The organism is Nonomuraea sp. NPDC001699 (assembly GCF_053596455.1).
The window spans coordinates 73,055-96,536 of the sequence record NZ_JBSFGF010000015.1; the positions used below are offsets into that span (position 1 = coordinate 73,055).

General features: G+C 70.8%; 21 protein-coding genes. 7 read left to right on the forward strand and 14 right to left on the reverse strand.

Annotated elements, in window-relative coordinates:
- Window positions 1-114 precede the first annotated feature (114 nt).
- From ACWCSU_RS35245 to ACWCSU_RS35270, 6 genes are all read right to left on the reverse strand, one after another.
- Entirely contained in the window at window positions 115-486 is a 372-nt protein-coding gene (locus ACWCSU_RS35245) for a hypothetical protein (RefSeq protein ID WP_449940832.1), read from the reverse strand.
- Window positions 487-502: 16 nt separating this feature from the next.
- On the reverse strand, window positions 503-2,752 hold the full coding sequence (locus tag ACWCSU_RS35250; protein ID WP_449940833.1) for an NUDIX domain-containing protein: 2,250 nt from the start codon (window positions 2,750-2,752) through the stop codon (window positions 503-505).
- Between the two features lie 6 nt (window positions 2,753-2,758).
- Window positions 2,759-3,109, reverse strand: a complete 351-nt coding sequence (locus ACWCSU_RS35255; RefSeq protein WP_357701443.1) for a hypothetical protein — start codon at window positions 3,107-3,109, stop codon at window positions 2,759-2,761.
- Window positions 3,102-3,506 (reverse strand): YbaB/EbfC family nucleoid-associated protein, encoded by a 405-nt coding sequence (locus ACWCSU_RS35260; RefSeq protein WP_397043140.1) that lies wholly within the window; start codon window positions 3,504-3,506, stop codon window positions 3,102-3,104. Before ACWCSU_RS35260 ends, ACWCSU_RS35255 begins: the two co-directional genes overlap by 8 nt.
- A gap of 133 nt (window positions 3,507-3,639) precedes the next feature.
- Window positions 3,640-4,704 carry a hypothetical protein gene (locus ACWCSU_RS35265; RefSeq protein ID WP_449940836.1) on the reverse strand — a complete coding sequence of 355 codons (1,065 nt, stop codon included), beginning with the start codon at window positions 4,702-4,704 and terminating at the stop codon, window positions 3,640-3,642.
- Between the two features lie 42 nt (window positions 4,705-4,746).
- Window positions 4,747-5,634, reverse strand: coding sequence for an MBL fold metallo-hydrolase (locus ACWCSU_RS35270; RefSeq protein WP_357701448.1), 888 nt, complete (start codon window positions 5,632-5,634; stop codon window positions 4,747-4,749).
- A 226-nt stretch (window positions 5,635-5,860) separates the two neighbouring features.
- Between ACWCSU_RS35270 and ACWCSU_RS35275 the strand changes: the two genes are divergently transcribed.
- The gene (locus ACWCSU_RS35275) at window positions 5,861-6,238 is read left to right on the forward strand and encodes a hypothetical protein (RefSeq protein WP_449940839.1); all 378 of its coding nucleotides are present in this window, start codon (window positions 5,861-5,863) and stop codon (window positions 6,236-6,238) included.
- A gap of 94 nt (window positions 6,239-6,332) precedes the next feature.
- Here ACWCSU_RS35275 and ACWCSU_RS35280 read toward each other — a convergent pair whose 3' ends face one another.
- Window positions 6,333-6,857 (reverse strand): TetR/AcrR family transcriptional regulator, encoded by a 525-nt coding sequence (locus ACWCSU_RS35280; protein WP_397043144.1) that lies wholly within the window; start codon window positions 6,855-6,857, stop codon window positions 6,333-6,335.
- An 83-nt stretch (window positions 6,858-6,940) separates the two neighbouring features.
- Here ACWCSU_RS35280 and ACWCSU_RS35285 point away from each other — a divergent pair, with 83 nt between their 5' ends.
- Complete coding sequence (locus ACWCSU_RS35285) at window positions 6,941-7,636, forward strand: SDR family oxidoreductase (RefSeq protein ID WP_357701453.1); 696 nt, start codon at window positions 6,941-6,943, stop codon at window positions 7,634-7,636.
- A gap of 58 nt (window positions 7,637-7,694) precedes the next feature.
- On the opposite strand, the gene ACWCSU_RS35290 is transcribed toward ACWCSU_RS35285, so the two are convergent.
- Window positions 7,695-8,597, reverse strand: coding sequence for a phosphotransferase (locus tag ACWCSU_RS35290; RefSeq protein ID WP_449941040.1), 903 nt, complete (start codon window positions 8,595-8,597; stop codon window positions 7,695-7,697).
- 102 nt (window positions 8,598-8,699) lie between these two features.
- On the opposite strand from ACWCSU_RS35290, the gene ACWCSU_RS35295 reads away from it, so the two are divergent.
- Window positions 8,700-10,973, forward strand: a complete 2,274-nt coding sequence (locus tag ACWCSU_RS35295; RefSeq protein ID WP_449940843.1) for a hypothetical protein — start codon at window positions 8,700-8,702, stop codon at window positions 10,971-10,973.
- 39 nt (window positions 10,974-11,012) lie between these two features.
- Here the strand turns inward: ACWCSU_RS35295 and ACWCSU_RS35300 are convergent, their stop codons facing one another.
- On the reverse strand, window positions 11,013-12,491 hold the full coding sequence (locus ACWCSU_RS35300) for an alpha/beta fold hydrolase (protein ID WP_449940846.1): 1,479 nt from the start codon (window positions 12,489-12,491) through the stop codon (window positions 11,013-11,015).
- A gap of 87 nt (window positions 12,492-12,578) precedes the next feature.
- On the opposite strand from ACWCSU_RS35300, the gene ACWCSU_RS35305 reads away from it, so the two are divergent.
- On the forward strand, window positions 12,579-13,133 hold the full coding sequence (locus ACWCSU_RS35305; RefSeq protein WP_449940848.1) for a TetR family transcriptional regulator: 555 nt from the start codon (window positions 12,579-12,581) through the stop codon (window positions 13,131-13,133).
- 77 nt (window positions 13,134-13,210) lie between these two features.
- On the opposite strand, the gene ACWCSU_RS35310 is transcribed toward ACWCSU_RS35305, so the two are convergent.
- From ACWCSU_RS35310 to ACWCSU_RS35320, 3 genes are all read right to left on the reverse strand, one after another.
- A complete protein-coding gene (locus ACWCSU_RS35310) occupies window positions 13,211-13,930 on the reverse strand; it encodes a MerR family transcriptional regulator (protein WP_449940851.1) in 720 nt (239 codons plus the stop codon).
- A 32-nt stretch (window positions 13,931-13,962) separates the two neighbouring features.
- The gene (locus tag ACWCSU_RS35315; RefSeq protein WP_449940853.1) at window positions 13,963-15,381 is read right to left on the reverse strand and encodes a serine hydrolase domain-containing protein; all 1,419 of its coding nucleotides are present in this window, start codon (window positions 15,379-15,381) and stop codon (window positions 13,963-13,965) included.
- Window positions 15,382-15,551: 170 nt separating this feature from the next.
- Window positions 15,552-16,268 carry a TetR/AcrR family transcriptional regulator C-terminal domain-containing protein gene (locus ACWCSU_RS35320; protein ID WP_357701464.1) on the reverse strand — a complete coding sequence of 239 codons (717 nt, stop codon included), beginning with the start codon at window positions 16,266-16,268 and terminating at the stop codon, window positions 15,552-15,554.
- A gap of 100 nt (window positions 16,269-16,368) precedes the next feature.
- Here ACWCSU_RS35320 and ACWCSU_RS35325 point away from each other — a divergent pair, with 100 nt between their 5' ends.
- On the forward strand, window positions 16,369-16,962 hold the full coding sequence (locus ACWCSU_RS35325; protein ID WP_449940856.1) for an NADPH-dependent FMN reductase: 594 nt from the start codon (window positions 16,369-16,371) through the stop codon (window positions 16,960-16,962).
- Between the two features lie 331 nt (window positions 16,963-17,293).
- On the opposite strand, the gene ACWCSU_RS35330 is transcribed toward ACWCSU_RS35325, so the two are convergent.
- Window positions 17,294-18,313 carry a LacI family DNA-binding transcriptional regulator gene (locus ACWCSU_RS35330; RefSeq protein ID WP_449940858.1) on the reverse strand — a complete coding sequence of 340 codons (1,020 nt, stop codon included), beginning with the start codon at window positions 18,311-18,313 and terminating at the stop codon, window positions 17,294-17,296.
- Window positions 18,314-18,439: 126 nt separating this feature from the next.
- On the opposite strand from ACWCSU_RS35330, the gene ACWCSU_RS35335 reads away from it, so the two are divergent.
- Window positions 18,440-19,693 (forward strand): MFS transporter, encoded by a 1,254-nt coding sequence (locus tag ACWCSU_RS35335; protein WP_449940860.1) that lies wholly within the window; start codon window positions 18,440-18,442, stop codon window positions 19,691-19,693.
- Window positions 19,690-22,395, forward strand: a complete 2,706-nt coding sequence (locus tag ACWCSU_RS35340; protein WP_449940863.1) for a family 78 glycoside hydrolase catalytic domain — start codon at window positions 19,690-19,692, stop codon at window positions 22,393-22,395. Before ACWCSU_RS35335 ends, ACWCSU_RS35340 begins: the two co-directional genes overlap by 4 nt.
- 423 nt (window positions 22,396-22,818) lie before the next feature.
- Here the strand turns inward: ACWCSU_RS35340 and ACWCSU_RS35345 are convergent, their stop codons facing one another.
- Entirely contained in the window at window positions 22,819-23,448 is a 630-nt protein-coding gene (locus tag ACWCSU_RS35345; RefSeq protein WP_357701476.1) for a TetR/AcrR family transcriptional regulator, read from the reverse strand.
- Window positions 23,449-23,482: the final 34 nt, after the last annotated feature.

Consider the following 23,482-nt stretch of genomic DNA (forward strand, 5'->3'; position numbering starts at 1 on the left):
CCCGGCACAGCGGACGTGCTGACCTGCCGATGTCACAGCGGTAGACGCTCGGCCCCGAAGACGGGCCTCGCCCGGTCCGCGTGAGGACCAGGTGAGGACTCCGCGTGGTACCCGTCATCCGGCGGCGGCCAGCTCCACCAGCGCCTCCAAGGACGCCAGCTCGAAGGGCATCCCCACCGGGACCCGGCCCGCACGCGCGTCCTCGGCCTCGCCGGCCCAGTGACGCAGCGCCCGCAGCGGGGTCATGCCGTTGGCCTTGGCCCAGCGCAGGCGCTGCGTCCAGGCGACGGCGGCGTCGAAGGCGGCGTCACCGGCCTGCCCGCGCGGCACGTACCGGGCCGCGTCGTCCGTGGTCGCGGCCCACAGGTAGCCGATGACGACCCCGTCCTTGAGGATCGGGACGTAGCGGACCGCGGCGGACGTCGTGCGCGGATAGGAGTCCGGCGCCCGGACGGTCCGGAAGACGGGCTGGTCCTTCAGTGACAAGAGGTCGTCTCCTCCATCAGCGGCCGGTCTCCTCCGGCGTCAGCACCCGGGCGTAGATGTGCCATTCGCCGCGACGCAGCCGTACGTCCTCCCCGAACCACGGCAGGCCGGGGCCCAGCAGCAGTTCCTCCTCGTCCGGGAGCTTGCTGACCAGCTTCAGGAAGAAGGCCGGGGTGCCCTCGGGAACCCGCAGGTGCAGGTGCACGTCCCCCAGGTACCTCGCCTCGTCGCCGAGGCTGGTCGAGAGGAATCCCGGCTCGCGTTGCACGGTTCCGACGAGTTCCTCGATGGGCACGCTGAACAGGTCCGGATGGAAGGTCAGCATCCGGTTCACGTCGATCGTCTCGGGGACCGGCTGACGTTGCACGAGCGAGGTCAGCATCTCGATCTGCTCGATGGTCCGCGCCCGCTCCGCCGGGATCTCGTGTTCGGCGAAGTGCTGGAAGGCGTCGTCGCCCATGCGCAGGAACCGGTTGATCAAGCTGTGCCTGCCCGAGGCGAAGCGCCGGGCCGCGTCCAGCTCGGCCGGCGACATGCCGTCGCGGACTCCCGTCCAGACCACGTCCCCGAACGTGGGGCTGACGAATCGGCTGCCGAAGGGCGCGTCCAGCGGGACGTGCGGGGCGGGCGCGGTGTAGTACAGGTCCGACCCGGATCGGCGGATGGTCTGCCCCAGGCCCGGATGCCCCGACCCCGGCCCGGTGTGCGCGGCGGGGGGCGCGCCCCCGTCGTCGTGGAAGCGGGCCAGCAGGTCGGGGAGGGCTCTGGCCAGGGCCGGGTGCAGGTCGCCCTGGTTCGCCATCGCGGCGAGCTCCTTGAGCGTGAACCACTTGGCGCCACTGGCCTCGAACGAGTCGAGCCTCGGGGTGAACATCGGGCCGTCGGCGGCCAGGTTGGTGTACCTCCAGCCGGTGCCGCCGACCTCCGTCGCGTGCCCGCCCCTGAGCTTCAGCCGGTCGAGGTAGCGCTGGCCGACGCCCAGTTCCTCACTGAGCTCGCGGGCGGCGGCGTGCACGGGACGTTCGAGGCTGTCGAGGGCTCCGCCGGGCAGTTGCCACTTGCCGGGGTTGGAGACGTGCCGGCTCTGCTGCATGAGCAGGTACCGCGGCTGCCCCTGCTCGTCCATGCCCCTGATCAGGACGCCTGCCGCGCCGTACCTGCCCCACAGGTTCCCGTTCACGTAACCGTCGCCGGGCCGGCCGGAGTACTCCAGGAGCTGGAACGGGCTGTGGCCGGACAGCGTGGTGTCGCCCGCGTGGGAGGAACCGGGCCGCTCCATGCTCCGGGAGCCGTTGATCAGGGCGTCGACGCCGGCTTCGCTCCTGAACGACACGTCCTGCCTGGGCCCGGCGTCGGCGAGCGTGGTGCCGTCACCGTCCCCTCTTCCGTGGACCCGCGGGCCGGAGTTCTCCGGGAGCGGATGCCCGACCGGCCCCGGGCCCGGCTTGCCCTGCGCGAACGGGCTCCAGCTCGCCCAGTGGGCGTCCGCGCCGCCCAGCACGCCCGAGGTGAAGCTCTTCAACAGCCTGTCCAGGTCGAGCGGCTGCCCGCTGCTGAGCTGCGTGGTCAGGTCGGCGGCGCTGCTCGCCAGGCCGGACCGGCCCATCAGCCCCCACATGGACCGGGCGGGCACGATCCCGGTGAAGCCCGTCAGAAAGGCGCCCAGGAGTGCGCCCGTGCCGGCCGACGCCATGATCTGTTCCCAGTCGAGATGGTCGCGCCGGGACTGGGACGCCTGCACCGCGAGGTCCATGCCGCCCATCAGGCCGCCGAACAGGGCGATGTTGATCAGCAGCCGCTTGGCGAGCTGGGCGATGGCCAGCCGGGTCAGCTGCACCCGGGCGCCGACCATGGCCGCGGCCGCCGGTCCCCAGGGGCCTGCGGTGGCGGCCAGCAACCACATGATCTGGAAGATCAGGAACCAGACCGAGACCTCGATCATCCGCTTGGTGTACTGGACCTGGACGCCGAGATCGTTGTACCGGAGCGCGGCCGAGACGAGCTGCTCGATCAGCTTGACCAGCGCCGGGTCCGACACCGACCGGACCCGCGTGACGAACTCCTTCAGCGCGTCGCCGTCCCAGTCGTCGCCGAGCCGGGTGAAGTCCGCCAGGCCCCAGCCGTCCAGGACGTCCTGCGCGGTGGCCGCGCACGCGTCGGCGAGCCGGAAACAGCCGTCCTCGTCACCCTCGGGCCAGTCCATGCCGACGGCGTAGCCGACGAACGGTTTGGCCCAGTCGGGCACGAGGAAACCGTCGAATCCCACGGCGGCTCACCCGCCCCGCGGGTAGGCCGGGCCGTCACCGGTGGCGTACCCGGGATCCCCGTAGCCCTCGGCGGCCTGGTAGTTGGTCGCGCTGGCCCGTAATCCGTCGCGCAGGTCCTCCAGTTCGGCGATGTACTCGTCGAAGGCCACGAGGATGCCGTTCTCGATGATCCACTGGTTCTTCTCCAGCTCCGCGCCGTACTGGTCGTCGCCGAGCGGGTTGCCCTCGCGGGCGAAGACGGCGGACAGCCGGTCCTTCAGCTCCCACGCGTGCTCGACGCTGTCGTCCAACTGCGCGGAACGTGACCGCAGGCCGCTGAAGACGGCCAGGTAGCCGCCGGCGCGGGTGTCACCCACGCACGTCCCCGTCCTCGGCCGGCAGCTCCACCGGCCGGGGCAGGAACGCGTCGATGCTCGCCCCCTCGCCCAGGACCTCCTCCAGAGGCAGCCCCTCCGGCATGAACGGCGCCATGAGCTCCTTCGTCCGCTCGGCGACCTGTTCCGTGGCGGCGCCGATCTGCTGCATGATCTCGCGGGAGAGTTGCGACGGCGCGAGCTTGCGGTACACCCGGGGGTCGAGTTCGATCTCCTGCACCTGACCGCGCGGGCCCACCGTCACGCGGACCAGGCGGTCTGCGGACTCGGCGGTCCCCGTCAGCTCGGAGAGCCTGCCGTAGGCCGCGCGCAGCTCTCCGGCCTGCCGGTTGTACTCCTTGGCCAACCCTTCGATGGTCAGCCGGAACTCGTCGTTCAAGCAGCGCGCCTCTCGTCACTGAGCATCATGCGTTGCATTTTTTCACTTCCGTTACGCAGACGACATACCGTACTAAATCTGCGTAACGGGCAGCGGCCGGTGACCGGAAGACGCCACGGCGCCTGCCGACCGGTCAGCCGGCGAACACCGGATACGGCGGCAGGGCGGGGCAGTCCCACTTCTCCGTCGCGGCGAGCAGGCCGCGCATGGCCTCCGCGACGGCGGAGCCGGGCGGGAGGTCGGCCAGGAGGGCCTGCCAGCGGTGGCGCAACAGCTGACGCATGCTCGGAGCCCGCCGCGTGGGATGCAGCGGCCGGTCCCCGGTCAGCACGCGCGGCACCAGCGTCGTCATCTGCACCGTGAGCGCGATCGTGCCCAGCCGCATGCCCGCCCGCCACACCTCGTCGTCGAGCAGGTCGGGGTGGCCCTTCGCCACCTCGGACCGGTACGCGGACTCGATCTCCTCCTGGATCGCCGGGGGCAGCCGGAAGACGCACCAGCAGGTGGAGAACGGCATGCGGGTGTAGACGGCGTCGAGGAACACGGAGTGGAAGCCGGCGCCCTCGAAGTCCAGCAGACGCATGCCGTCCGGGAAGATGAGGTTGTTGTCCGGGCAGATGTCGCCGGGGGAGTAGACCGGGTAGGGGCCCTTGTCCAGATCGGCGATCGGTGCCAACTCCGCGGCCAGACCGGGCGGGGTGGTCACGCCGAGCGCGTCGAGCACGCCGGGCAGCGCCTCGGCCGCCGCGCGGAGCTCGGGGTCCTCGCCCCACTGCTGCTCTCCCCGGTCGTAGCGGGCGCGCAGCGCGGCGAGCTCGTCCTCGCGCCCGGTGGTCTCGGCGGCGAGCCGGCCGTAGGCGATCGCCCAGGCGAGCAGGGCCGCGCGGGCGGTTTCGGGGCTCTCCCCGAGCAGCGCGTCGGCCAGGCTCGGCGCCTCGCCGAGGTCCTCCATGACGAGCAGCGGGTACTCGGTGTCCACCGCGAGCAACCTCGGGCCCGAGCCCGCGCCGAGCGCCAGCCCGGCGGCCTCCGCGGTGAAAGACCGAAAGGCGTCCGGTTTGTACGCCTTGATCACCACGTTCCGCCCGTCACCCGTACGGCACCGGATCACCGTGGACCGCGAAGAACCCCCCAGATCGACCGCCTCCGAGAGCGGCACGCCCAATGACTCCGACGCCTTACGAAGAATCACATCCATGGCTGTCATCTCACCACGAACCAGAAAAACGGCGTGTCCGGCCTACCAGGGCAGCGCGGAGAAGTCGATCGGCCGGGGCGCGAGTGCCGCCGTACGGACGGCCAGGTCACGCATCCGGCGGGCGAACTCCCCGGCGGGCAGCCGCCTGCGGTCGCCGTGGCCGGGCAGCAGCCACTCGAAGCGGATCCGCGGCGCCGTACGGGCCAGCGACGCGGCCAGTTCGGTGATGGAGTACCAGGTGACCGACTCGGCGACGGCGAGGTCGCCGAGGGTCCGGGACCAGTAGAAACTGTCGCCGCTGAAGCAGTACGTCTCGTCGGCGACGTACAGCGCGCTGCCCTCGGTGTGTCCGGGCAGCGGGTGGGCCGTCACGCCGTCGGCGATCTCGACCGGCTCGTCGCCCCGGAGAACGCGGTCGGCGTCCGGGGCGGCGGACAGGTCTCCCTCATGGATCCACAGACGGGCGCCGAAACGGTCGGCGTACTGGCGGCCGTGCGCGGCGTGGTCGCGATGGGTGAGCAGCACGTCGCTGATCGGGCCGAGCGCGGCGTATTTGGCGGCCAGGGTGCTGCTCCAGCGCGGCGTGTCGATCATCATCAGGTTCCCGGCCGGACGGCGCAGCAAATAGGCGTTCGCGCCGGCGGTGTGCGGCGAATTGTGCCCGCACAGGTGCACGTGCTCGGCGAGCGGCAGCGGAAAAGGATCGAGCGCGGGGTCCGGCCCGCGGGTGCCGCGCCGGATCGATCGGGTGTGGCAGGCGAACGCCGCGGCGTACATCGCCTTTTCCTCCGCCTCTGTGCGCGGCTGGCGGACGACCGAGGAACGTCCGCCGACCTCGGCGAGGAGTTCCGGGGCCAGCTGCCGGGCGGTGTCGCAGTTGGTGCAGCGGCGATCGACCTGCCAGGCGGCGTGGGGCGACGGCTCGTTCATGGCGTGGTCCTTCCGGGAATGGCAGGGATTGACGCCAATTTTGATATCACGCATTACGGGGAGAGGCCAAACGAAAAGTGTTGTTGACTTTTATGGGGATCGCTGCTCTGAAATTCAGAGCAAATGTGTGAGTTTTGTAGATGGCCATTTCGGAACATTGTCAAGCCGAACCCGAAAAGTAGCCGTCCGCCCTCAACAGAGGTGGAAGTGCGGAAGGATGGGGGATATGACCACCAACAAGGTGCTGGACGGCGCGGTGCTCGCCGTTCGGCGCGACATGGAGGCGACCGGTGTCCCCGGGCGGCTCGGTTTCGACTCCCCGGAGTGGGACGACCTGGGCCACCTGCGCGTCGAGTACAAGGGGCAGTACTCCAGCGACGGGCTGCGTGAGGACGAAGCGTACGAGCCGGTCGCCACCCTCGTGCTGATCGCCGATCTCGCGCAGGGGGTGATCGCCGAGCAGGAGGGCGAGATCTGGCCGACCTGCCCGGCGCACTCCTTCGGGTTGCATCCGGAGCGGGCGGGTGGGGCGGCGCTGTGGACGTGCAAGGCCGCGGGCGGCCACACCGTGGCCGCGATCGGAGCACTGGCGGACGCCTCCTGATCACGAGAGACGCGCCTCGGGCGTCCTGAGCGAACAGGGCACGCCCCGAGGCCGCCCTTCTTCGGGAACGCCCGAGTCGGACGTCGGACGTGCGCTACGACGACAGCCGGGCAAGCATCGTGGTGACCTCATCGGCGAGTGACTCGTCGACAGGCGCGTGGCGGTTCATCAACCGGTACCACATCGCGCCGAACACCATGTCGACCGCCAGCTCCAGATCCACGTCCGCCGACAGCGTCCTGACGAGCACGGCACGCAGCGCCTGCCGGCGGGAGTCTATGAACCCGCGCATGTGCACGGCGAACGCCTCGTCGCTCTGCGCGTCGGCCATCAGGCCCACGACCACGCCGCCCACCGCGCCACCGCTCAGCCGGAAGGTCTCCAGGAGGAACGTGCGCAGGTCCTCGCTGCCTGTGGGCGCCTCGACGAACGCGGTCAGCGCTTCGAGCATCACCTCCGCCTTGGTCGGCCACCAGCGGTAGACGGTCTGTCTGCCGGTGCCCGCGGCCTGCGCGATGCCCTTCAGCGTGACGTTCTGATAGCCGTCGCGCTCACACAGATCCAGGGCCGCGCGCAGGATCGCGCGCCTGGACGCCTCGCTTCTCGGTCTGCCTGCCATGGCCCCCACTTTACAAGACACAATGTCTCGATTTATGATTTCGAGGCAAGGTGACTCGAAAGAAGGTCTGAACAATGCGTACTGTGATCATTGGCGGAACCACCGGCGTGGGCCTGGCCACCGCGAAGCTGCTGAGCGAGCAGGGCCATGAAGTGATCGTCACCGGGCGCACTCCCGAGCGGGTGGAGCAGGCGGCCAAGGAGACCGATGGCACGGGTTACGTCGTGGATGCCAGGGACGAGCAGGCCACCCGCGACTTCTTCGACCGGATCGGCCCGGTTGACAACGTGGTGATCAATGTCAGCGGGCGCGGCCAGGCCGCCGGGCCGCTCTCCGCGATCACCGCGGACGCGCTGCGCCAGGCCGTTGAAGACAAGCTGATCCCGCACTTCCTGACCGCGAAGGCGGCGGCGACGGCATTGTCGGAGCGCGGCTCGATCACCTTCATCGCCGCCGCCTCGGCGGGCGCGGCCTTCCCCGGGTCCAGCGGGCTGGCCGCGATCAACGGTGCGATCGAGGCCATCGTCCCCGGCCTGGCCGTGGAACTGGCGCCGGTCAGGGTGAACGCGGTCTCGCCGGGGGTGGTGGACACCGAGTGGTGGAGCTGGCTGGACGAGGCGGTCAGGGCCGAGGCCATGAAGGGCTTCGCCGCCGCCTCACCCCTCAACCGCGTGGCCGAGCCGGCCGACATCGCCTCCGCGATCGCGTTCGTGGTCGGCAACGCCTTCACCACGGGGACAGTCCTCACCGTCGACGGCGGAGGGAAGCTGAAGGCATGAGGACGATCCTGGCCACCGGTGCGACGTCCGGTCTCGGGCCGGAGCCGGCCCACCGGCCTCAGCTTGCGCCGTGCAGAGAATCTCGGAGCGCCGGCGCGTCGCCCTGACCGTCCAGTCGCCTGGTCACTGTGTCGAGTGTCGGCCACGGAGGACCCTCGCGCAGCAGGCGCAGCAACTCCTCCCCGAATCGCCTCCCGTTCGGAAACTGGTCGCCGAGTTCCCAACGCCACGCGGCGACCATCGCGATGACCAGCTGCCGGCACTCGTCCAGAAGCCCTTGGTCAAGGCTCGGGTAGTGCTCGCAGACCGCCTCGGGAACATGGGCGAGATCGAACTCGACGGGTCCGCGGCAGCACGTCTCAAGGTCGATGAACAAAGGGCCGTTCTTCGTGCTGAGCACATTGCCCGGATGTGGCTCGCCGTGGAGCAGCTGCTCCACGGCGCCGCGGTCGTCGATCGCCCGGCGCAGGCCTGCCAGCCTGCCGCTGAGGAACCCGCGGTCCGCGTCGGCGAGCTCCGGCGAGCGATCCGGGTCGGCGACGATCTCCTCCGCCTCCGTGATCCGGTCCGTGAACCTCGGGCCCGGCACATCGACCTTGCGCATGCCGGCGTGCAGCTGCTCCAGCGCCGTGGCGTAGTCGACCGGTGAGGTGTGAGGTGTCACGGGCTCGTAGTAGGTCCACAGTGTCACGGCGAAGCCATCGCGCGTGTACACACGCGGGTCCGCCCGAGGCTCCATGGGGCACACCGGGCATCCGGCCTCGGCGAGCCGCTGAGCGAGCTGGACCTCGAACTGTGCGACCTCCTGGCCCACCGGGGCGACCCGGGCGAAGACGTCGCATGGCGTCAGCCGAAGTGCCAGCTTGTTCGAGTTGTGGACAACGATCGCGTCGTCGGCCGGCAGGTCGAGCGAGTCGGCGACCGCGATCGCAGCCGAGATCGCGCGCGTGACATCGGTCATCTCCACTCTCGCAATCCTGGCATGGATGAGGTGCTTGATCCACTTGGGCGGGGATCAGTAGGGTTGGGCGCTTTCCTCCTCACCCCCGTCCCGGAGTGCCTCATGCGCCGCCATCGTTTCGGCCGGCTCGCCGCCGGATTCGCGGCCCTCTACCTGGCCGTCGTGATCGTCCTCGCCGTCGTCGGACTGGTCACCGGCGACCTCGTCCCTCTGTGGAGAGTCGTCGCGGACCCGGGCGGACACTCGGCGGACGAGATCCGGGCGTGGCCGTGGCTGCCCGCCCTGCTGGTGCCGATCGCGGTGGTGCAGGCGTGGGCGTACCGGGAGGTGCTGCGCGGGCGGTTGCGCGGGGAACCGGCGCGGCACGGCCGGGAGGCGCGACTGCTGCGGGTCGCTCTCTACGCCATGGTCGTGTACGTCCTGACCTGGCGGCTGCCGATCCCCTACCTGTGGTGGATGTCGCTGGTCGCCGATGTGATCGAGCTTGTGGTGATATGGCTGTTCTTCCGCGTGCTGCGGGGGAGCGATCGCCGATGGCCGCAGGTGCTCATGCTCGTGACCGGCACGCTCAGCGTGATGCATGACGCCGTCACCACCATCGCGTACCAGACGGGCGACTACCGCTTCTTCATGCAGGACTGGACGTGGGCGCTGGACGTCCTGTGGTCGGTGTGGCTGGCGTCGCTGCTGGTGGCGCAGGCGCGGGATCCGCGCTGGAGCGGCGCGACGGTACGGGTCGGCGTGATCGCGGTCCTCTTCTCCCTCCTCTCGTCCGGCTCGGTCACGATCGTGGCGTTCGGTGGCGCGGACGAGGTGGCGTGGAAGCTGCTGATGCCCTCGCTCCTGGGCGCGGTTTCGGTCTTCTCGCTGGTCTGGTGGGCGAGGTCCGCACACGACCTGGGCACGCTCCAGCCTCCCGCGCCCCAGACGCAGCCCGTGCGGGTGCGCGCCAGGTGGTGGCCGCTGCCGACCCTGGCGATCGTGCTCCCGCTGGTCCCCGCGGCCGTCAACCTCGCGCGGGGGGTGCCGTTCTGGCTCGGACCGAAGAACGTGCTGGGCGACGCGGTACGCGAGTACACCGGCTCGGAGGCCACCGCGTACTGGTTCGCGCTCGACCTCCTCGTCGGCGTCGGCGCGCCGGCGGTGCTGATCCTGGTGGCCGTGCGGCGGCGGACGCTCACGTCATTGCGCGCCACGACGCTGAGCCTGTTCCTGATGGGCGGGATCGGCGCCGTGAGCGCGCTCACTTCGGAGCACTCCACCTTCTTCGGGGAGCTGTGGCTCTACCCGGAAAGCCTCTTCGTCGAGCGGGGCGCCGTCATCCCCTACGACGGCACCAAGCTCCTGTCTCCCGGCATCTCCCCGCTCTGGTACGCCCTCGCGCTCACCGCCTCCGGCCTCATCCTGCTCCTTCTGTACGCCGCCCCGCCCGATCACCGCGTCCGCCACCACGTCCTCCTGGCGGGGCTCGCCTCGGCCGTGGTCCTGTGCCTGCTGCCCGCGGCGGACATGGCCCGCGGCCCCGTCACGGACTGCGAACTGCCCGAGCCGTGGGAGATCGACACGGGCGAGGCCGAGCCGCGCGAGCTGACGGCCGAGCAGAAGTTCGTGTGCTCCCTGCGCGGCGACCGCGGCGCACGGAGCCTGCACGCGTTCCCCGACACCACGCCCGACCAGGTCGTGCTCGCCTATGGGCGCCACCTGTGCGGCGTCCACACCCGCGACGACCCACGGGAGCTGGCCCGGTTGAAGGTCGACCGCGATTCCCTCACCTATCCTCTGGCCGGCATCTGTCCCAGCGCCACCACCATCGTCCAGGCCGCGAAGGCCGAACAGGACCAGGAGATCGCGGCGATGCGGGCCGACTCCCAAGCCATGTGCGACGCCACGCCGCGCCACCGCCCGCGCACCAGGCCGGCCCGGGCCATCCGGATGAAGGAGCCGCAGTGGACCGACTACGGGGTGCTGCAGACGTACGAGGGGGAAGGCGAGGAGGAGACCGAGCCGGACTTGGACCCCGGCAACGGGCTGGTCTCCTCCGCGCGCGGCATCCTGGCCGTCATGACCCACTCCGACTTCGACCTCTGCGTCACCCTGGAGACCTACACCCGCCGGCCGCCCGTCGAGACCAAGGGCTGGGACAAGGTGGTCGAGGTCGGCTACTACAGCCCGGGCGGCCAGATCGTGCTCTACGACAACCTCAGCGGCACCGAGCTGCCCAACCTCGCTCTCGACGGGCGCAAGGGGCACTACCGCATCCGCGTGCACTACGCCTGGTTCCCCTGGAGGGGCGAGGCACAGGGCGGGCAGCGGCTGCTGATCATGGCGTATCCGGGCAAGGGCGACAGGGAGATCGTCCACCGGAACCGGAAGTGACCTGTTTCTCCAGCCGCCGAAAGGTCTCCGCCGCAGTGCTCAGGTTCTGACGCCTGTGGCCAGGACGCGCCCGACGAGGAGGTCGGTGAACCTGTCCGGCTGCTCGAACAGCGACCGGTGCCCGGCGCCGGGCAGGACGGCGCGTTCCTTGTGGGGCGCCAGGAGGGTGGCGTACCAGTCGTCCAGCAGCCGGCTGCGTGCCGGGACCTCGTCGGCGCCGTCGATGAAGTAGGCGGGGACGGCGAGCCGCGGGACACGGGCCCGCAGGTCGAGGTCGCGGGCCCGCGGGTAGTAGCGATCGTAGGCGTCGAGGAAGCCGGTGACGAGGTGCACTTTGTCCAGCAAGGAGTATTCGGGCGCCGCCAGGCTCTCGTCGAGGCCGCCCTGGCCGTTCCCGGTCGCGTAGACCTTGCTCTCGGCGAGCAGCATCGGCTCGTAGCCGTACATGCCGGCATAGGGCGGGGGGCCGACGGCTTCCAGCGCGGCGGCGAGGTCGCGGTCACGGTGGCCGCGCGCCCAGGCGAGGGTGTCGGCGTACTGGACGCGGTCGGCGGCGCCGGTGTTCACTGCTTGACCGACGCCGACGTAGGCGTGGAACAGCTCGGGCCGCCGTTGCACGGCGAGCACCGCGGGCAGGGTGCCCCCGGAGTGTGCCAGGAGGTAGATGCGGTCCTTGCCGAATCGGGTTCTGAGGTAGTTCGCGGCGGCGAGGATGTCGCCGGTCTCGCTCGCCGGGGTCAGCGTGGCGGTGGGTTCGAGCGTCGGGTAGGAGCTGCCGCCGCCGCGTCGGTCGAGGGTGGCGACGACGACGTGGTCCTCCAGCGCGGGCAGGTGCCTGCGCACCGCTCCGCGTTCGGCCGCGCCGGGCGCGCCGGGGACGAACAACAGGACCGGCTTGGCCGTGTCCCGGCCGCGGATCATCAGCCCGAGCCGGTGGGAGCCGCTCGGGATGGCCGTCAGCTCGGCGACGGCCCGCTCACCGGTGATCGGGGCGGTGCTCGCGGGCAGCGCGACGCCGATCGCCAGCAGGGCGACGATCATCGCGAGCACGCCGATCAGCGTCCGGCCGAGCAGGCGCCGGACGCGTCCCGCTACCGAGCCTGATCGGGCAAGGCCGGCTCCCTGTCCTGATCGGGCAAGGCCGGTTTCCTGTCCTGATCGGGCAAGGCCGGCTCCGCAGGCGGCGCCGACGAGCATCGGAAGCAACGCGAGCAGCCCGTGCACGCCCCGCCCGGCGAGGAACGCGAGCACTCCGAACAGCCCGCCCTGCGGCGCGTCGACGCTCGGCCCTTCCGCGCCGGTCCGGACGATCTCGAAGACCATGGCGAACACCGCCGGCGCCGCGATCATCGCCCATCGCGACCTGGCGAGGTATCCGGCGACCCCGCCCACGACCAGGCTGAGCCCGATGCTGGTCAGCGCCGCTGCCGGGGTCAGCGGCCCGCGCGGCGTACTCACCCCCGCGACCGCACCCCACATCAGCGGTGCGAGCACGAGCGCCATCCTGTTCCCCATCATCGCCGCCCCCTTCGCATGTAGCAGTCGCTACATGCTTAGGAATGTAGCATGCGCTACATGTGCGGGGGAGGCTGCTACGGTCGAGCCATGGATCGTCGTGCCGAGCTGGCCGAGCAAGTGCTGGACTACGTGCTCGAACACGGTCTCATCGGGTTGTCGCTGCGTCCGCTGGCCGCCGCCCTGAACACCAGCGACCGCATGCTGATCTACCACTTCGGCAGCAAGGAACGGCTCGTCGGCGCCGCCCTCGCGCTCGCGCAGCAGCGGCTGGCCGCGGCGGCCGAACCTCCTGGCGAGGCGGTGCGCAGCGTCGCCGACCTCGTCAGGCATCTGTGGTCCAGCCTCGCGCACCCGAGCGGCACGCAGACCACCCGGCTCTATCTCGACCTTTCCGTCCTCGCCACCAAGGAACCCGAACGCTGGCGGGCCGCCGTCGAACAACTGCGCGGGCCGTGGCGCGAGCCGTTGCGGGGCGGCCTCCTCGCCCTGGGGGTCGCGGCGGGCGAGGCGGAGCCGCTCGCCGACCTCATCCTCGCCACACTCGACGGCCTGGCGCTCGACCGCATGGTCGCCGCGGACCCGGCGCGCGCCGACAACGCGGCGGCGGCCTTCGCCGACCTGCTCGACCGCCACCCCGGCTGACCGCCGCCCTCGCACTCGCGAGGGCGGGCACAGGCGCCTGACCCGGTCAACAGCTCTGACCAGCACGCGAATCGAGGCTAGCCGTTCATGAGCAGGGTCAGGCGGTCCCAAGCGGGGGATGAGGCTCCAGGCTGGGATCGCGCGGCCAGCCGGGCGATGGCGGGGTTGGCGATGCGGCGGGTCTCGGAGCAGCCGTGGTGGTTGGTGAACCAGTTCCGGGTCCGGTCCGCGAGGGCGGGAAGGCGGGGATCGTCCGCGGTCCAGTCGTAGGCGGCGTCGTGTTCGAGGTAGAGGGCGCGGAACTCGGGATCAGCCATGAGCTCGCGCTTCTCGGCGACCCACAAGGAGGCGTCCTCGGGGGAGGCGGTCTGCATGAGGATCCAGCCGCCGCGCTCCAGGTGTATCTGGCGCTCGCTCACACCGAGTTGACGCAGACCGTCCAGGTAGTCGGCGACTTCCTGGGAGACGAAGAGCCGGTCGCCGCCGCGCAGCTGGGCCAGTTGATCGCGGGTTCGCAGCAGCTGCGCGATGCGGTCTTCGAGGTTGTGGTCGATCTCGGCGATGGCTGCCGCGAGCGCCTCCGGGTCGGCGTCGAGAAGGTCCTTGACGCGGGCCAGCGGCACGCCCGCACGGGCCAGGGTCCTGATCTTGACGAGGTCGACGGCGTCGTCGGCGGTGTAGCGCCGGTAACCGGAGGAGTCGCGGTCGGGCTCGGCGAGCAAACCGCGTTCGTGGTAGTGACGGATGGCTTTTGTGGTCACCCCGGCGTAGTCCGCGAGCTGGCCGATCGTGAGCATGCTGGACATCCTTCCACCCAGGCGGGGAGGGGTCAGGCCCGGCGGGTCAGGCGGCCGCCGCCGTTGCGGAAGCGCGCCTGGCCGTCGCGGACGTCGTGGTAGGAGACGAGCAGCAGTCGCAGGTACCCGTCGAACGTCTCCCACGGGTAGCCGGCGGGCGCGAAGAGGCCCGGCCGGATGGGCACATAGCGCTGCGGCGGGGCGGAGGTCGTGCCGCCGGCGAACTCGGTGAAGATCCGCTCCTGCGTTTCGTCCGCCGGTTCGTAAGTCGTCCGTTCCTCAAGCTGGCCGTCGACGATGCTGACCTCGATGCGGAGCTGGTCGGAGCGGTAGGTGCCCACGTACGGGGTGAGGTCGACGTCCTCCGATCCGGTGACCAGAGCCGGGATCTGGACGCCGAGATGCGCGCTCAGCAGCCACTGCAGGATCCGGTCCTGCAGCATGATCGCCCCCGGGCTGTTGCCGAAGGCCGTGAAGACCAGGTCGTGCTCGGGCAGGACACACAAGATGGACACGCCGCCGGGCGACGCGCCGGACATGGCCAGGACGGTGGTGTCGCCGAACGGGTACAGCACCCAGCCCAGGCCCATCGGCGGAGTGTTCGGGGACGCCATGTCGTACGAGACCTGCCGCATGAGGGCGGTCGACTCGGCCGACAGCACACGTGTGCCGGAAGGCGACACCCCGCCCGCGAGGTGGGTGCGTCCGAAGGCGAGCAGGTCGGCGACGGTGCCGATCGGCGTGCCGCCGGCCGGTCCCCAGGTGTCGGGCAGCGTGAACATGGTCGTGGGCTCGGCCGTCATGGTCTCGGGGTCCAGGAAGTGGCCGACCGCCGTGCTGCGCAGGATGGCCTGCTCGGCGGAGGTGCTGGAGTCCTTCATGCCGACCGGGGCGTAGATCTCGCGTGCGAGCAGGTCGGGGAAGGGCGTGCCGGTCACCACTTCCAGCAGGCGGCCTGCGACGATCATGCCCCCGTTGGAGTAGCTGAGCTGCTCGCCGGGCTCGAACAGAGTGCCGCAGTCGCTCGCGAGGCCGGTGAGGTAGGTCTTCAAGGCGTCGCGGCCCCGGGCGTCGGGGAAGAACAGGTCCGCGTCGATGCCGTTGGTGTGGGAGAGCAGGTGCCGGACCAGGATCCTGTCCGCGGCGCCCGGCGCGGACAGGGCGAATTCGGGAAGGTACTGCACCACCGGGGTGTCAAGGTCCAGCAGTCCGCGGTCGACCTGCCGCATGACCAGCGTGGTGGTCAGGACCTTGGTGACGGAGCCGAAGAGGAAACCGGTGTCTTCGCGCATGGGTGCGCCGGTGGCACGGTTCGCGGTGCCGTGGGCGACGACGATCTGCTCGCCGGCGTGGTGGACGCCGGCGACGAATCCGGGGATGCCGCCGGACTCACAGGAGGTGGCGGCCTGCTCGCGGATCCGGGCTTCGACGGTGCGCAGTGCGTTGTTCATGCGGAACATCGTGGAGCCTTGCCCTAGGGGCAGGGTCAAGCCGGAACGGGAAATCGGTTCGTCACCGGCCGGCGCGGCTCGGAGGAGCGGGAACGCCTACATGATCGCGGTGCGATCGGTGCCACCGCCGGGGACTTGCGCCGATGCTTCCCGTGCGGTGGCCGCGTCCCTCAAAGGCCCAGGCGGGCGGCGATGCCGTCGAGGACGCAGTCGAGGCCGGATTCGAACTGCCATTGGGTGTCGTCCTTGCGGGCGGCCGTGTGCAGGTACCGCTGAAAAGTGGGATAACGGCCGGTTCGCATGTGCCACATCATCAACGGGGCGAGGGTGTCGCGCAGTTCGTCCCCGTCGGACAGGTTCTGTTCGGCGATCAGGGTGCTGACGGCACTCTCGTAGTTCATGGAGCCGTGCACATAGGCGTCCACGGTACGGAAGGCGCTCATCATCGCGTCGGCGTCGAGCCCCAGGCCGTCGAGGGCCGCCAGGGCCTTCTCGGCCACGGCCATCCGGCGAGGGGTGAGGGAGAGCTTGGCCTGCGGGGGCAACTGGGCGAGCCATCGGTGGTCGAGCATCAGCCGGCGCGTGCGCACGGCAAGCGTTCGCAGGTTCTCGCGCCAGCCGAGGCCGTCGGGCAGGCTCAGGTCGGCGTAGACGTGATCGACCATCAGTTCCAGCAAGTCGTCCTTGCCGGACACGTGGCGGTAAGGCGCCATGGGGGCGACGCTCAGCTCGGCCGCGAGACGGCGCATGGTGACCGCCTCCAAGCCCTCGGCGTCGGCGATCGCGACGGCGGCCGTGGCGATGCGCTGCGGCGACAGCACCTGGCGGGGCGTGGGGGCGGGCCGCGCCAGCCGTTCCCACAGCGACACGTTCTCATCCGTGGCCACAGTCAGGGCCTCCCTTCCCGTCGCGACAGATACAACGTATCAGAAGTGGACAGCGTACACAGTGATGCGTACATTGTCTCTCGCGAATACGTTGTACACATTGGGGAACGACATGCTCAACATCGCCGTCCTTCTCGGCAGCACCCGTGACGGCCGCTTCGGCCCCGCCGTAGCCGGCTGGATCATGGACCACCTGGCCCAGCGGGAGGACATGAACGCCGACCTGATCGACCTGGTCGAGACCCCCCTGCCGACCGTCTACCCCGTACTCGGGCAGCCGCCCGCCACGCAGGAGGCCAAGGACCTGCTGGCGGCCGTGTCACCGCGGATGGCGGCGGCCGACGCCTTCGTCATCGTGACGCCCGAGTACAACCACAGCTTCCCGGCGTCGCTGAAGAACGCCATCGACTGGCACAACACCGAGTGGCACGCCAAGCCCGTCGCGTTCGTCTCCTACGGCGCCTTCTCCGCCGGGCTTCGTGCCGTGGAGCAATTGCGGCTCGTCCTGGCCGAACTGCATGCCGTCACCATCCGCGACAGCGTCGGCCTGCAGCACCCCTGGGCGCAGTTCGACGGCGACGGCAAGGCCGTCGACCCGGCCGCCGACGCCGCGGCCAAGGTCATGCTGGACCGTCTTGCCTGGTGGGCGCACTCGCTGCGCGAGGCCAGGACCGCCCGCCCTTACGCCGCCTGAACCGCCATGACCCGTCCCGGTATCTTCGGGCCGATCCCTGCGACATGGGCGCCGCCAACGGCACACTCACCCTGGCGCGCACGGTCGGCGGATCGCTCGGCATCGCCCTGCTGGGCAGCCTGTACGCCGCCCGGATGGGGACGGTCTGGCCGCCCGCCTGGGCCCGGCCGCAGCCGAGACCCCGCTGCGTTCCGGAGTTCCCGACGCTCCACCCCAGCCGGGCGCGGCGGAGCCGTCGGGCCGATCCGCCGGGCAGCGCCCGACGCGCCCGACGCGCCTGGCGCAGGGCGCTCCTCAGCCGACCTGCCGGGCGATCAATCGGCCGGTGGCGTCAGGCAAGGCGTACGGGTCCGGTGGAGTCACGCTCGATCAACGCCGGCTGTGACACCCACTCCCGTGCCTCCGTGCGCACCTTGATCCGCTCCAGTGCCAGGCCGGCCGCGACGCGGCCCATGGCGGTGCCGTACTGGGCGACGGTGGTGAGCGAGAAGCGGGGGTGAGAGGCGAACTGGGTGTCGTCGTAGCCCACGACGGAGACGTCATCGGGCACGCGCAGCCCACGCTCCGACAGCGCCCGCAGGCTCCCGAAGGCCCCCTGGTCGGACCCGACGAACAGCGCGGTCGGCGGATCCCCCCGGTCGAGCAGCGCCGCCGTGGCCCGGTAGGTCTCGGCCTCGCTGCCGCCGCACGTCACCACCGACAGGGACGCGTCGAGCCCCAGCCGTTGCATCGCTTCGCGGTAGCCGGCCTCGCGTACGGCATGCGGGCTCAGCGTGCCGGGCCCGGAGACGTTGTGCGAGAGGTGAGTGATCCGCCGGTGACCCAGCGCCGCCAGGTGCTCGACGGCCAGGGCCGCGCCCGCGCGGTCGTCGTTGACGACGCGGTCGTAATGGTCGCTCGCGTCGTGCCTGGCCACCACCACCGTCGGCAGCCGCTGGGCGAAGGAGTCGAGCCAGGAGGCGCGCACCTTCGGCGAGACGACGATGACCGCTTCCACCTCGCGGTCCCACAGCGACTCCATGCCGGGGTTGCGCTCGCTGGTCTCGTGGTCGAAGGGCGAGACGAGCATCCGGTAGGGGCCGGTGTCCAGCTCGTCGTAGACGCCGTCGAGGATGTCGGCGAAGAACTGGCCACGCAGCAAGGGGACGGCCACCCCGATGGTGCGGGTGGCGGTGCGCATGGCGCGGGCGGCCTCCCGGGGGCGGTAACCGAGCTCGGCGATGGCCCGCTCGACGCGTTCGCGCATGCGCGGGCTCACGCCGTAGGCGTCGCGCAGGACTTTCGACACGGCAGCCCGTGACACTCCTGCCGCGGCGGCGACGTCGGAGATCGTGGGGCGCGAGGAACTCATGGCAGCAACATAGCGGTCCGGAACTTCCCTCTTGAAAAATGTAGATCGATCCACAATAGTCGCTTCACACAACGCGGACCGGCGGCGTGCGGGCCGTGGAACCCCCTACACGAGGTATCGACGCAGATGACACAGACGACGGCCAGGCGTGCCTGGAGGACGGCCGCGCTCGGCGGCATGGCCTCCTACATGGACGCGGCCACCATCGTGGGGACCGGCACCGCGCTGGTTCTGTACAAGCAGCAGCTCGGGCTGAGCCCGTGGATGATCGGCACGGCGTCGTCCGTCCTGACGCTGGGCCTGGCCCTTGGAGCCGTGTTCGGCGGACGGCTCGGGGACCTGCTGGGCAGGCGCAGGGTGTTCACGTACGACCTGGTCGTCTTCGTCGCCGGTCTCCTGCTGCTCGCCTTCGCCGTCCAGCCGTGGATGATCTTCGTCGGTGTGGCCGTCACCGGTCTGGCGATGGGCGCCGACATTCCGACCTCCTTGGCGCTGGTGGCCGAGGAGGCGCCGGAAGGCCGGCGTGCCAGGCTTGTCGCCTTTTCGCAGGTGCTCTGGAGTTGTGGCGGATTCGCTGCCTACCTCATCGCGTTCCTGGTCTCGGGGAGCGGAACGATCGGCGCGCGGATCATCTACCTGCACGTGATCGTCGTGGCCTTGGTGGTGCTCGTGCTGCGCCGGAGGCTGGGGGAGTCGGAGGAGTGGGTACGCGAGCGCGACCGGCAGCAGGCCGGCCCGGCCGAGGGCGTGCGCGGCGACTCCTGGCGCGTGCTGACGTCCAGGCCGCTCCTCGGTGCCGTCATCGGGCTCGGCCTCTTCTACGCCGTCGGTAACCTGGTCGCCAACACGTTCGGCCAGTTCCAGACGTTCCTGTTCACCGAAGTGGCCGGGGCGCAGGTGTCGACGGCCACCCTCGTGGGGATGCTGGCCTATCCGCTCGGATTCCTCACCATCCTGCTCTTCATGAAGTACGTGGACGGGCCCGCCCGGATGCTGCTCTACACGATCGGTGTCGCGATCATGGCGATCGGAGCGGCGATCCCGCTGGTCGTGGGGCTGAACACGGTGACGCTGATCATCCTGAAGTTCGCCATCACGATCGGCGCGAGTTTCGCCGGCGAGGTCATCTTCAAGGTGTGGTCGCAGGAGTTCTTCCCCACCCTGATCAGAGGCACCGCGCAGGGCGTCGCCATAGCCTTCACCCGCTTCGTGGCGGCGGGCTTCGCGCTGGTCACCCCCGCGATCGCCGACGCCAGCCCCCAGGCGCTGATGGTGGTGCTGCTCGCCGCCGTGCTCATCGCCGCTTTGATCGCCTGGACGTGGATCTTCCCGTTGCGTCGCCGCATGCAGGCCACCGCCGACCCCGTGGCGGTCCGGTGAGCGTCGACCTGCGGCTGCACGGCATGCCGGCGCCGCGACCGCGTCTGTCCTGGCGGACCACGGAGCCGTTCGACGCCTATCGCATCGAGCTCACCCTCGCCGGCGGGCAGCCCGTCGTCCACACGGCGGAGGGCGCCGAACAGCTCGGCGTGCGATGGCCGTTCGCCCCACTGGACTCCCGCGCCACCGGAACGCTGCGCGTCAGCGTCGGCAGCCGAGGCCGCTGGGGCGCCTGGAGCCGGCCGCTGGCCTTTGAGACGCCGCTCTTCGGCGCCGGGGACTGGAGCGCGCGCTTCGTCTCGCCGCGGACCCTCGGCGGGGTGCTCACCGCCGCACCGCTGCTGAGCCGTACCGTGCGGCTGCCCGCGGCGGTGACCCGTGCCCGCCTGCACGTCACCGCGCTCGGGCTGCACGTGACGCGGATCAACGGCGAGCGCGTCACCGACGAGGAACTGGCGCCCGGCTGGACCAGTTACGGCCGGCGGCTGCGTTACCGCACCCACGACGTGACCGCCCTGCTCAGGCCGGGCGAGAACGAGGTCACCGCGCTGCTCGGCAACGGCTGGTACCGCGGCAGGCTCTACTCGCGCGGCGAGCGAGCCCTGTACGGCGACCGGCTCGCGCTGCTGGCGCAACTGGAGATCGAGTGCGCCGACGGAAGCACGCACCTGGTGGTGACCGACGAGAGCTGGCAGGCGCACACCACGGGCGTCCTCGCCGACGACCTCTACGACGGACAGACCACCGACCTGCGGATCGGGCGCGGCGCGGGCGAACCGGTGGAGGTGCTCGACGAGCCGCTCGACCGGCTCTTTCCCGGCGACTCTCCACCCGTCCGGCCGGTCGCCGCAGTGCCGGGCGACATGCGGTACGCGGCCCCGTCGGGGGAGCTGCTGGTGGACTTCGGGGAGAACCTGGTGGGCTGGGTACGGCTGCGCGTGCGCGGGCGTGCCGGGCAGGAGGTCGTCGTCCGGCACGCCGAAGTGCTGGAGGACGGTGAACTGGGCATCCGCCCTCTGCGCAGTGCCCAAGCCACCGACCGCTATGTGCTGGCCGGTGGGCGGACCGAGGTGCTGGAGCCGTCGCTGACCTTCCACGGCTTCAGGTACGCGGGGCTGCGTGGCGTGGCTCCTGAGGAGATCGAGTCGGTCGAAGCGGTCGTTCTCAGCTCCGACCTGCGCCCCACAGGGCATTTCCGCTGCTCGGACCCCGATGTGCAACAGCTCCACGACAACGTGGTGCGCAGCATGCGCGGCAACTTCCTCGACGTGCCGACCGACTGCCCCCAGCGGGACGAGCGGCTCGGCTGGACGGGCGACATCCAGGTCTTCGCCCCCGCGGCCGCCTTCCTGGCCGACTGCTCGTCCTTCCTGTCCTCGTGGTTGCGGGATCTGGCGGCGGAGCAGTTCGAGGACGGCTGCGTGCCGTTCGTGGTGCCGAACATCCACCACAACATCCTTCCCGCCGCCGCCGCATGGGGAGATGCGGCCACGATCGTGCCGTGGACTCTCTACGAGCGTTACGGCGACGCCGAGGTGCTGCGCGAGCAGTATCCGAGCATGCGGGCGTGGGTGGAACGGCTGCACGCCTTCGCGGGGGAGGACGGCCTGTGGGCCGGCCGGTTCCAGTTCGGCGACTGGCTGGACCCGGCCGCCCCGCCGGACGCGCCCGGTGACTCCCGTACGGACAAGGACCTGGTCGCCACCGCGCACTACATCCGCAGCACCGACCTGCTGGCCAGGACCGCCGCCGTGCTCGGCCTGAGCGAGGACGCGCGACGCTACCGGGACCTGGCGGCGGAGGTGAGGCGGGCGTTCGCCTTCGCCTACGTCACAGAGCGCGGGCTGATGGTCAGCGACACTCCCACGGCCTATGCGATGGCCCTTCAGTGGGACCTGCTGCCGACGCCGGAGCAGCGGGAAGCGGCCGGATCGAGGCTGGCCGACCTGGTGCGGGCCAACGGCTTCCGGGTGGCGACCGGATTCGTCGGCACGCCGCTGATCACGGACGCGCTCACCGAGGCGGGATACCCGCACCTGGCGTTCCGGCTGCTCCTGGAGCGCTCCTGCCCGTCGTGGCTCTACCCGGTGACGATGGGGGCGACGACGATCTGGGAACGCTGGGACAGCATGCTGCCCGACGGCTCGATCAACCCCGGCCAGATGACCTCGTTCAACCACTATGCGCTGGGCGCGGTCGCCGACTGGCTGCACCGGCGGGTGGCCGGCCTCGCGCCCGCCGCCCCCGGCTACCGGCGGATCGAGGTCCGCCCGCTGCCGGGACATGGGCTGACCTGGGCAGAGGCCGACCTGGAGACTCCGTACGGCGAGGCGGGGGTGGCGTGGCGGATCAGCGACGGCACCCTCGTCCTCGAAGCGCGGGTCCCGCCGGGGACCGAGGCGATCGTGCACCTGCCGGGGCGGGAACCGTTCCTGACCGGACCTGGCGATCATCAGTGGAAGGCCGAGCTGCCGCCGCCGGCGTCGCCGGAAGTGATCGCGGACGCCGTCGACGACGCTCGGTTGTGGGAGCGCCTGACACCGGTGATGACCGCCCATGGCGTGATCGGCGATCCGGCGGCCCTGGCCGCTCGCGGGTTGCGCCTGCCGCTGTCCGAGCTGGCCTCCGTGGTCGCCCCACGTGCCACACCGGAACAGGTCGCGCGGCTGCGGTCGGCCCTGGACGAGCAACTGCGGGGTTGAGCGCGGAAACGGGCGACGAGTAGCCGTCCTCGCCGCCCGCGGCCCCTGTGAAAGGTCTCGGACCTGAGGTACGGTCACGGGGATCTGGTGAGTTTGCACCAGCTCGGGCCTGGAACGGGGGCGAGCGACTGTCTTCCCCTCTGCTGCGGGCCGGCCCCCGCGACGGCCCGCAGCACCGCGCCGGCCGCCTTCACACCGGCCCGGCGCTTTCCGCGCACCACCTTCCTGAGGAAGGACCTGCCATGACTCTTCCGCCTGTCTCACCCGATGGGGGCTACTACGGCGGCTACGGCACGCGGGAACCGGACGGTCCTGCCGAGGCGCAGCGGCCCTGGCGGTGGCTGGGCCGGCTGGGCCGTCGGCTGAGACCGGAACGCCGCACCGGGGGAGCGGACGAGGCAAACGAGGTGCCGACTCCTCTTCTCAACCCTTCTGATCCGGCCGGACGGGATACGCTCCCGCCTTCGCGGCGGCGATAGCGGCCGCGGCGGCCTGTTCGGCGACGGTCTCGTCGATGGGTTCATGGCTGACGAGCATCCGGTAGTAGAACGGCGCGCCGACCGATCGGATCACCTGGACCGGGTCGGTGTCGGGCGGGAGGTCGCCGCGTTCGATCGCGTGCCGCACCGACTCGGCGGCCATGTCGTTGCGGGTCCGGAAAAAGTCGTGCAACGCCTGCGCCGCCCTCGGGTCCAGCGCTGCCGCCGTGATCAGTCCAAGCATCGCCGGGCGCCAGACCGGGTCGCTGTAGAAGCGGTGGATGCCCACCGCGAGCCCGCGCAGGTCCACCTCGATCGACCCGGTGTCCAGGAGCGGCACCTCGGAGCTGGTCAGGTCGGTGATGAGCTCGACCAGCAGGCCCACCGGGTCGCGCCATCGCCGGTACACCGTGCTCTTGGCGACGCCCGCGAGCTCGGCCACGCGTTCCATGCTCAGCTCCGCGTACCCGTGGGCCTCCAGCTCGGCACGGGTGGCGGCCAGGACGGCGGCGCGCACCCGTTCGGTACGCCCGCGCGGTCGCATCGTCCCCGGTGCCGGGCGGTCCTCGGACAAGACATGGCTCCTCTGCTCGCCTGATTGCCATCCT